The sequence below is a fragment of the Novosphingobium sp. 1529 genome, from assembly GCF_040544855.1.
GTDB classification, from domain to species: domain Bacteria; phylum Pseudomonadota; class Alphaproteobacteria; order Sphingomonadales; family Sphingomonadaceae; genus Novosphingobium; species Novosphingobium capsulatum.
This window is the reverse complement of sequence record NZ_JBEPKW010000016.1, coordinates 48,636-57,396: the sequence shown is the minus strand read 5'-3', so window position 1 is coordinate 57,396 and position 8,761 is coordinate 48,636. Positions and strand designations below refer to the sequence as shown.

The window sequence follows — 8,761 nt, the reverse complement described above, 5'->3', positions numbered from 1 at the left end:
TTTTAAAAATGCCGGGTGGGGGGGGGGTGGCGGGGGTGCTCCCCGGCTATCCCGAGGTTGGAGCGCTGCCGCCCCCGCCGGAATATGCCGCCCCCCCCCCCCCCCCCCCCCCCCCCCCACGAGTCTGGAACGTCAATCCTGCGGTTTGAACCGTTCTGCGGTCTTGTTGGCAAAGGCGTTCAGCCGCTGCAGCGATTCCGCGCCGATGGTGAAATTGGCGCCGACATATTCGACGAACAGCCCGTCGTCGTGCGAAAGATCGCCGATACGTGGCAGCAGGTTGATCGCCGCCCAGTTCGACATCGGGGCGTTTTCGGCCATGGTGCGGGCCACGTCCTTGGCCTTTTCCAGTGCGCCGCCCGGCGGCGTCACATATTGCACGATGCCCCGCCGCTCGGCGTCTTGGGCCGAGAGCATGCGCCGCGTCAGGATCATGTCGGCCATTGTCGCATAGCCGGCGATGCGCTGGATATTGACGGTTCCGCCGCCGCCCAGAAAAATGCCGCGCAGCGCCTCGGGCAGGCCGAAATAGGCATTTTCCTCGGCAACGCGCACATGGGCCACGCAGGCCAGTTCGAATCCCGCGCCGATGCACGCGCCCTGGATCGCGCAGACGAACGGAATCTGCCCGCGCCCGATCTGGTCGTAACCGGCATGGGCCGCGCTGCGCAGGCGCTTCATCCGTTCGAGTTCTTGGGGTGTGCGCTGGGCAAGATCTTGTGCCGTAGCCACCAGATCCAGCCCGGCGGAAAAGGTATCGCCATGGCCGAAGATCACGCCGGCGCGCGCGCCTTCGTTGCCCGCCCGCGTGGCGGCGGCGCCCAGCAGGCCGAACATGTCCTGGGTTTGCGCATTGCGTTTTTCCGGCCGATTGATGCCGATGAGGGCAATGTCGCCCTCCCGTTCGTACGTGATGAGCGAGTCGGTCATGAGCGCATGGCGTCCTGTCTTGCGGTTTGGTCGGGGTTTGGATCGGGGGCAAAAGCCAGCAGCGGCGCGCCGTTGGGCCCGAGCGGCGGGAAGCAGGCCTTGACCCGCATGCCGATACGGACGTCTTCGGGTTCGGCCCCGACCATACGGGCCAGCAGGGTGGGCCCTTCGTCCAGCGCGATGAACACCGGGATGCTGGGCCCGGGATGGCCCTTTCGCAGCACGGTATAGGTATAGACGGTGCCGCTGCCACTGCTTTCGATCCAGGCGGTATCCTGGCTCGAACAGAACGGGCAGGCCTGGCGCGGATAGAAATGCGCCTGGCCGCATGCGTGGCATTGCTTGATCATCAGCACGCCGCTGGCGGCGGCCTCGAAATAGCGTGCCGCATCGGGCTGGATGATGATGCCGGGCGCCTTGGCGGCGGCTTGGGCTGGATCGGTCATGTCATTCTCTCCCGAAGATGGCGGTGGCGGCCACATGGGTGCCCCACAGCGAGCCGCCGGTGCCATGGGCCAGCACCAGGGCGGGATCGGGAACCTGCACCGCAGGATGTGCCTCGCCCCGGGCCTGGCGGATCGCCTCGAGTAGCTTGGTCATGCCGCCGCGATTGCCCGGGTGGTTGTTACACAGACCGCCGCCATCGGTATTGACCGGCAGGCGGCCGACGCCAGCAATCAGCTTACCATCGTCGACAAAGCGGCCCCCTTCGCCTTTTGCGCAAAAGCCGATGTCCTCAAGCTGCATGATCACGGTGATCGTGAAACTGTCATAGAGCGAGGCATAGCGGATATCGGCCGGGGTTACTCCCGCTTCGGCAAAGGCGGCCGGGGCGGAATGGACGCCGGCCGAATAGGACAAGTCGACCCTGCCGCCGAGGTTGTATTTCATGCCTTCGCCCGTGCCCAGCACCGGCACCAGCGGACGCGTCAGACTGCGCGCGATCTCGGGTCGGGCCACGACGATCGCCCCGCCGCCGTCGGTCATGACGCAGCAATCGAGGCGATGCAGCGGATCGGCGATCAGGGGCGAGGCAAGCACCTCCGCGACCGTGACCGGATCGCGCAGCAAGGCATGGGGATTGTGCTGCGCATGATGCGAAAAGGCGACCTTGACCCACGCCAGTTGCTCGGCCGTGGTGCCCCAGTCGTGCATGTGTCGCTGCGCCGCCAGCGCATAGCCGCCGACCGGCGACTGGATATAGGGAAATTCGAAATTGATGGCGGGCATGTCCATCGCATTGGCGACGCCGGTGAGGCCGAAGCCGCGCCCGGCGGCTAACTGGTTGTCGGCCATGACGATCAGCGCGACATCGCATTTTCCGCTGCTGATCGCCTGCACCGCATGCTTGAGATGCACGATATAGGACGAGCCGCCGGTTTCGGTGCTTTCGACATAGCGCGGCTGGATGCCCAGGTGCTCGCACATCGCGAAGACGCCCAGGCCCGGCGCATCGGCCGCGCAGAAGAAGCCGTCGACGTCGGCCGCGCGTAGGCCGGCATCGCCCAGCGCGCCCAGCGCGACGTCGGCGTGGAGGCTGGCCAGGGTGTGATGGGTGGCGCGCCGGATGGGGTGCTCGTAAGCGCCCACCACATAGGCGCTGGGGGGGCTTGCCGCCATGGCTAGTCTCTCCGCATCGTGCGGTACCGGCCGTTGTGGCCTGGGTTGCAGGAATGGGCAAATCGTCTTGTCATGCCGTTTTTCTCCGGGACAGCACAGCCACGCGGCGGGCGCCGGTGGTCAAGCGGCCAGTTATGGGTGGATTGGGCGGGGGGATGCCGGGGCGAAATCTGCCGGGCCAGTGCCACGCGCCAGGGCTCGCGCCGCCAGTCCATAGTGCAGAACCGCCCACAGCGAAAAAGGCATGGCCGCCAAAAGGCCGCCGCGAATGGCCGTTTCGCCCAGCCAGGGTTTGAGCAGGTCGCTGACCACGCCGGCGATGAGCGGCCCCAGCCCGAACCCCAGCAGAGTGTAGGCAGTCATCAGGCAGGCCGCCGCCGTGGCGCGCCGCTCCACCCCCGCTGCGCTTTGCACCGTGGCATAAGTGGCGGCCATCCAGCCCACTGCGATCACGGAGGACACGGTGATCCCGGCCAAGGCAACGTCAAGGCGCGACGAGAGCAGGAATACCAAAGTGGCAGGGATATGGGCGCAACTGGCGATGGCCGGAACCAGCATACCCCACGCCGGTCCCTTGCGCAGCAGGGCGGCGGTCAGCCAGCCATAGCCCAGGTTGCCGAGCAGGGCAGCCGTGCCGGTCAGCAGGCCGAACTGCAAGCCGGCCTGGGCCTCGCTGATAGCGAACCTGCGCATGAGATAGGCCGGCCCGAACGAGGTCGAGGGCGAGGTGGCGATGGTGATCAGCACGCTGCCGAGGATAGCATGCCGCAGTACCCGGTTGTCCCAGATCTGCTTCATCGCTGCCGTCCACGGTTCGCCCGCATCCGACCTGCGTGCATGGGGCGCCGATTGCCTCGAAAGATGGGGGAGCGAGCGAGGGTCGCGCATCAACAGCTTGAGGCCGATCGCCAGCACGAGGCCGGGCAACCCCACCAGTAGCAGCGCCGCGCGCCAGCCATAGGCCTGGGCGATCAGGCCGCCCAGCGGAAACGAGACGAGCAGGCCCGAGACCGAGCCGGCGGCGAAGACGCCCATGGCCAAGGGCCGCTCGCGCGCGCTGAATAGATCGGCGATCAGCGCGTGGCACGAAGGCTGGCAGCCGGCTTCGGTCAGCCCAACGCCCATGCGCGCGGCGAGCAACTGGACGTACGATCCCGCCAGCGCGCAGACCATGGTCATCGCACTCCATCCCGCCACCGCCAGGGCAAGGATGCCCACGCGGTTGCGGCGCTCGGCCCGCCGGGCGATGACGATGCTGCCGAACGAATAGAACAGCGTGAAGCCAAACCCGGACAGCAAGCCCAGTTGCCAGTCCTGGAGCGCGAATTCCTTGCGGATGGGTTCGAACAGGATAGCAATGATTCCGCGATCTATGTTGCACAGCACGACCGTGATGGTGAGCAGGGCAAGGCTGGCATAGCGGCCCGTTATGGGTGGCGAGGTCGCTTGCGCGTCCACAGCGGGCATTGCTCCTTCTCCTGTGCGCTGGGTCCGGTTCCAGGCCGGCCGGGCGTTTGGTTCGCTATCAATCTTGTCTGTATCTTATGATTATATTTTCCACTTGCGCAATTACCAATTTTGATTTTATCATCCTGACCAAGAGTAATGGCCTGCCACCGGCAGGGCCATACCGCCAGATATAGCCGGAAATCTCTGTAGTAATTTTCATATAGCCCCAGCTCATGGGTCGCTCTCGGCATCGGGAATGTGAATTTTTGCAGAAAATACAAAAATAAAGCGAGGGAGAATGGATGTGAAGGCTGCCGCCGTTACAGAGAAATCCGAGAATTTGGCGCCTTTTCGGCCCATGCCGGTCAAGGACCCTTGCGTCAATGTTACGCAAGGTGCTGGCGATAGTCTGATCCTGCGGCATCCCGCAGAGCTTTCCACCACCCCGCGCACGCTGATCGACATTCTGCAGCGCCAGGCGGAGGCTCGCCCGAATCACACGTTTCTGGCCGAACGCAACAGCGCCGGTGAATGGGAGCGCCTCACCTATGGCCAGGCCAAGGCCGGGGCCGACGCGATCGCGCAGGCCTTGCTCGATCGCGGGCTGGGCAAGGGGGATACCGCGTTGATCCTGTCGGGCAATTCGATTGCCCATGCGCTGTTCCTGCTGGGCGCGATGTCCATCGGCGTCATGGTTGCGCCCACATCGCCGCAATATGCCCTGATTCCAGACGCGCACGGCAAGCTGGTCGGTATTGCCGACAAGCTCAGGCCCGCGATCGTCTTTGCCCAGGACGCTGCACAATTCGCCGCAGCGGTGCATGCCATCGGCGCGAGCGACCGCTTGGTCGCGGTGACGAATGTGCCAACCGTTGCCGGGGCGGTGCCGTTCGAAAGCATGCTGAACACCGTGCCTGGGCCCGGCGTGGCCGCGGCCGTCGGTGCGCTCACGCCCGACACGGCGGCAAAAATCCTGTTCACCTCGGGATCGACCGGCTGGCCCAAAGGTGTGATCAACACCCACCGCATGATGTGCACCAACCTGGACCAGGGCGATGCCATGTGGCGTGCGCAACGGTCGGGCGGCGATATCCTGAGCTGGCTGCCGTGGAACCACACCATGGCCGGCAATGCCATGTTCAACAGCACGCTGCACGCCGGGGCGGCCTATTATCTCGACGATGGCCGGCCCACGTCGGCCAGGGAGTTTGCCCGCACGATCCGCAATCTGCGCGAACTGGACGTGACCACCTATTCCGACGTGCCACTGGCACTGAGTCTCCTGGCCGACGCGCTGGAACAGGATGCGGAATTGTGCAGCCGGTTTTTCGCGCGCCTGGAATATATTTCCTACGCCGGTGCGGCTCTGCCCGAAGAAATCGGCAGCCGTCTGCAACGTCTTGCCGTGGCGGCGACAGGCATGCGCATCCCGGTGATCAGCGGATATGGCAGCACCGAAACCGCGCCTGGCCTGCTGGCCCATTGCTGGGCGAGCGAGGGCACCGGCTATGCCGGGCTGCCTTATCCCGGCATCGACATAAAGCTGCTGCCTCTGGGCGATGGCCGCTTCGAAATCCGCGCGCGAGGGCCCAATATCACCCCGGGCTATCTGGAGGAGCCGGAGCGCACGGTCGAAGCGTTCGATGAGGAGGGGTTTTTCCGGATGGGCGATGCCGTGCGCTTCGTCGATCCGGCAGACCCGTCGCGTGGCTTGCGCTTTGCCGGGCGTCTGGCTGAGGATTTCAAGTTGCTGACGGGCACGTTCGTCAACGCGGGCAGCGTGCGCGCGGCCCTGGTCAGCGCGCTTTCACCCTTGGTCAACGATGCGTTGATCATCGGCGAGGGCCATGCCAACCTGGCGGCGCTGGTTTGGCTGAACCTGGCGCAAGTGCGTGCGCTGGCACCCGAAATGGGCGCAGAGGTCCCTGTCGAGCAACTGGTGGCGGTGCCGGCCGTGCGTGCGGTGCTGGCTAGCCGGCTGGCGGCGTACAACTGCCAAAACCGTTCATCATCGTTGCGAGTCGACCGCCTGCGGGTGCTGTGCACGCCGCCCTCGATCCAGGAAAACGAGATCACCGACAAGGGCTACATCAACCGCGCAAAGTCTTTGCAACTGCGAGCGGCGGATGTCGAGGCGGCCTATGCGGTGCAGGATGTGTTGACGATCGAACCGGAAAAATGACCGTGTCGGCGGGGGCAGTGCGCGGCGCAGCCATTGTGCGCCGCAGTCGTTGTGCAACGCGCATGCAGCATACTGCGATTGCCAAAAAAGTAGCTTGTCGATCAAAATATAATCGAATAACTTTCCAGATAGAAAATATTTTATAAAGTGCGATGTGGCGAGGCAGCCTGTTCCACCGCGGTGGCCGATCAATCGTTTGCCGCAGGGAATGGGTCGGCGCTCGGCTCGCACAACTCTTCAAAATCAAAATGTCGAACTGCTTTCCAGTATCGACAGTCTCGGAGGAGGGGATGATGGGAAATCACAATGCAATCGGGGCACTGCTGGCTTCGGTCGCGTTCGGCTATGCCGGGCCGGCCCTGGCGCAGGCGGCACCCGCTTCGGCTCAGCCGGGAACTGCCCCGGAACCTGCTGCCGCCAAGAGCGATAGCCCGGCCACCCAGGAGATCATCGTTACCGCGCTCAAGCGTTCCGAAAATCTCCACGAAGTCCCTGCCACCGTCCAGGTGGTCGACACGGCGCAGCTGCGGCAGGCAAACATCACCAGCTTGGTCAACATCAGCCAGCTGGTTCCCAGCATGCAGATGTATATCAGCCCGCTCGGGAACCCCGCGCTGTTCCTCTATGGCATGGGCACTCCCGCCAGCGGCACCACGTTCGAACAGTCGGTCATGCCGATTGTCGATGGCGTGGCCGATGGCCATTCGCGTTCGCTGCTGATGGGGCTTTACGATGTCTCGGGCATCGAAGTGGTCAAGGGCACGCAGTCGATCCTAGGCAAGAACGCCAGCCTGGGCGCCATTTCCGTGACGACCCAAAAGCCGACCGACAAGTTCGAGCTCAAGCTGGGCGGCGGCTATGAGTTCAACCTGAAATCCTACAAGTTCGACGGCGCGATCAACGTGCCGATTTCCGAAACGCTGAAGGTCCGCGTTGCCGGGCTATACGACGTGCAAAAGGGCTGGGTGCGCAACGATTATCTGAACAAGGATTGGCCGCGAACCCGCACCTTCAGTGGCCGCGCCAGCGTGGCGTGGGATCCGGCGGCCAATTTCAACTATGTGGTGTCGGTCCAGGTCGATAACCGCCATACCGACGGGACGGCCGCCGAAATGCTGCCGCTGTCGCCTGCTGGCGGCGCTGCTGCGGGCCTGTGTGCATTGACGGCAACCACGTGCGACTTCACCGGCAATTATCACAACCAGGAAGGCCTCACCCCCTGGGGCGCGCCCAACACGCAGCATGACCTGGTGCGCGCCTCGGGCACCGGAACGCTGACCTTGCAGGGCGCGACGCTGACCGCGATCACTGGTTATGTGCACTATCGTTCGACGTCGGTTGTGGATGTCGACCAGGTTCCGACCGACGCTTTCAGCGCGCGGGTCCGCGAGCGCGACACGCTGTTCTCGCAGGAATTGCGCCTAGCCAATGCGGATAAGCGCCGCCTCGAATGGACCGTGGGCCTGGTCTATGCCCACGATCACTTTTCGTTGCCGATCGATCAGCGCGGGGTGGCCGCGCCGATTGCCAATCCCGCAGTGCCGGGCACCAATCTGTTCGCGGTTACCGGCGAAGTCGACTTCGGTTATCAGCAATATACCGGCACAATGTCTGCCTATGGCCAGGCGTTCTACCACCTGACCGATGCGTTGCAGTTCGGGGGCGGGCTGCGCTATACGTCAGAAAGCCGCAAAGCCGATATTTCCAACACCACGGTTACGCCCGGGCTCTATTCATCGATCGTGCAGCCCCCGTTCCCATCGACGCGGGTTGTCCGCAGCGACGAGAATCTCGACTATTCGGTGCTGGCGAAATATGCGCCGACCACGCGCTTTAACCTCTATGCGTCCTATGGCCAGGGCACCAAGTCCGGCGGCTTCAACAACCAGCCCAAGCCAGCCGCCACCTATGCCCAGTTTGCGGCCAACGCCTCTTATGCCCAAGAAGTGGCCCACACCTTGGAAGCGGGGGCAAAATGGTCCTTGGGCCGCTATGGCTATATCAACCTGTCGGGTTTTTCGGTGAAGGTGGACAACTTCCAGAACGCGACGACTGTGGGGCCGAGCATTTTCTATCTGTCGCGCAACCAGCGCTCGCGCGGGTTCACGCTGGATGCAACCCTGCGCCCGGTCTCGGACATCGCGTTGCGGGCGCAAGTCACCTACGCCGACACGCTCGACGAGACCATCAACGCGCCGCTGGTCCAGGCTCCGGCGTGGAGTGGCATCGTGGGGGCCGATTTCAACCACCAGTTGGGTATCTACCGCTTTGGCGCAGGCGCTGACCTCAGTTTCCGCTCGTCGTTCTGGACGCGCCAGCCGTCGAACCCGCTGACCGCGACCGACCCGCTCTATCACTTGTCCAGCGTCCAGCGGATCAATGCCCATATTTCGCTCGCCAGCGACGCGGGGCATTGGACTGTCAGCCTGATCGGCCGCAACTTGGCCAACACGTATATCCTTGAAAGTGCCTATAGCGCGACGGGTTATACCGGGGCGGCGATCATTCCTGAAAAGCCACGGACCGTGGCACTGCAGTTCAACTATGCCATGTAACGCGCGCGATCTGGCATGAAGCGGA

The 8,761-nt window shown here is 63.9% G+C and carries 6 protein-coding genes; 2 read left to right on the top strand and 4 right to left on the bottom strand.

Features of this window, described 5'->3' with window-relative positions; translation table 11 throughout:
- Positions 1-132: 132 nt before the first annotated feature.
- From ABIC78_RS20010 to ABIC78_RS19995, 4 genes are all read right to left on the bottom strand, one after another.
- Positions 133-930, bottom strand: coding sequence for a crotonase/enoyl-CoA hydratase family protein (locus ABIC78_RS20010; RefSeq protein ID WP_171797368.1), 798 nt, complete (start codon positions 928-930; stop codon positions 133-135).
- The gene (locus ABIC78_RS20005; protein WP_354491612.1) at positions 927-1,376 is read right to left on the bottom strand and encodes a Zn-ribbon domain-containing OB-fold protein; all 450 of its coding nucleotides are present in this window, start codon (positions 1,374-1,376) and stop codon (positions 927-929) included. The genes ABIC78_RS20010 and ABIC78_RS20005 overlap by 4 nt, the downstream gene beginning before the upstream one ends.
- A gap of 1 nt (position 1,377) precedes the next feature.
- On the bottom strand, positions 1,378-2,550 hold the full coding sequence (locus tag ABIC78_RS20000) for a thiolase domain-containing protein (RefSeq protein WP_171797366.1): 1,173 nt from the start codon (positions 2,548-2,550) through the stop codon (positions 1,378-1,380).
- Between the two features lie 132 nt (positions 2,551-2,682).
- A complete protein-coding gene (locus tag ABIC78_RS19995; protein WP_171797365.1) occupies positions 2,683-4,017 on the bottom strand; it encodes a spinster family MFS transporter in 1,335 nt (444 codons plus the stop codon).
- Between the two features lie 340 nt (positions 4,018-4,357).
- On the opposite strand from ABIC78_RS19995, the gene ABIC78_RS19990 reads away from it, so the two are divergent.
- On the top strand, positions 4,358-6,181 hold the full coding sequence (locus ABIC78_RS19990) for an AMP-binding protein (RefSeq protein ID WP_354491609.1): 1,824 nt from the start codon (positions 4,358-4,360) through the stop codon (positions 6,179-6,181).
- A gap of 293 nt (positions 6,182-6,474) precedes the next feature.
- A complete protein-coding gene (locus tag ABIC78_RS19985) occupies positions 6,475-8,736 on the top strand; it encodes a TonB-dependent receptor (protein WP_354491607.1) in 2,262 nt (753 codons plus the stop codon).
- Positions 8,737-8,761: the final 25 nt, after the last annotated feature.

Bases quoted from the DNA above. Each gene is read 5' to 3' on its own strand.
- ABIC78_RS19985 (WP_354491607.1), top strand. From the start codon at position 6,475: ATGGGAAATCACAATGCAATCGGGGCACTGCTGGCTTCGGTCGCGTTC.
- ABIC78_RS20005 (WP_354491612.1), bottom strand. From the start codon at position 1,376: ATGACCGATCCAGCCCAAGCCGCCGCCAAGGCGCCCGGCATCATCATC.
- ABIC78_RS20010 (WP_171797368.1), bottom strand. From the start codon at position 930: ATGACCGACTCGCTCATCACGTACGAACGGGAGGGCGACATTGCCCTC.
- ABIC78_RS19995 (WP_171797365.1), bottom strand. From the start codon at position 4,017: ATGCCCGCTGTGGACGCGCAAGCGACCTCGCCACCCATAACGGGCCGC.
- ABIC78_RS20000 (WP_171797366.1), bottom strand. From the start codon at position 2,550: ATGGCGGCAAGCCCCCCCAGCGCCTATGTGGTGGGCGCTTACGAGCAC.
- ABIC78_RS19990 (WP_354491609.1), top strand. From the start codon at position 4,358: ATGCCGGTCAAGGACCCTTGCGTCAATGTTACGCAAGGTGCTGGCGAT.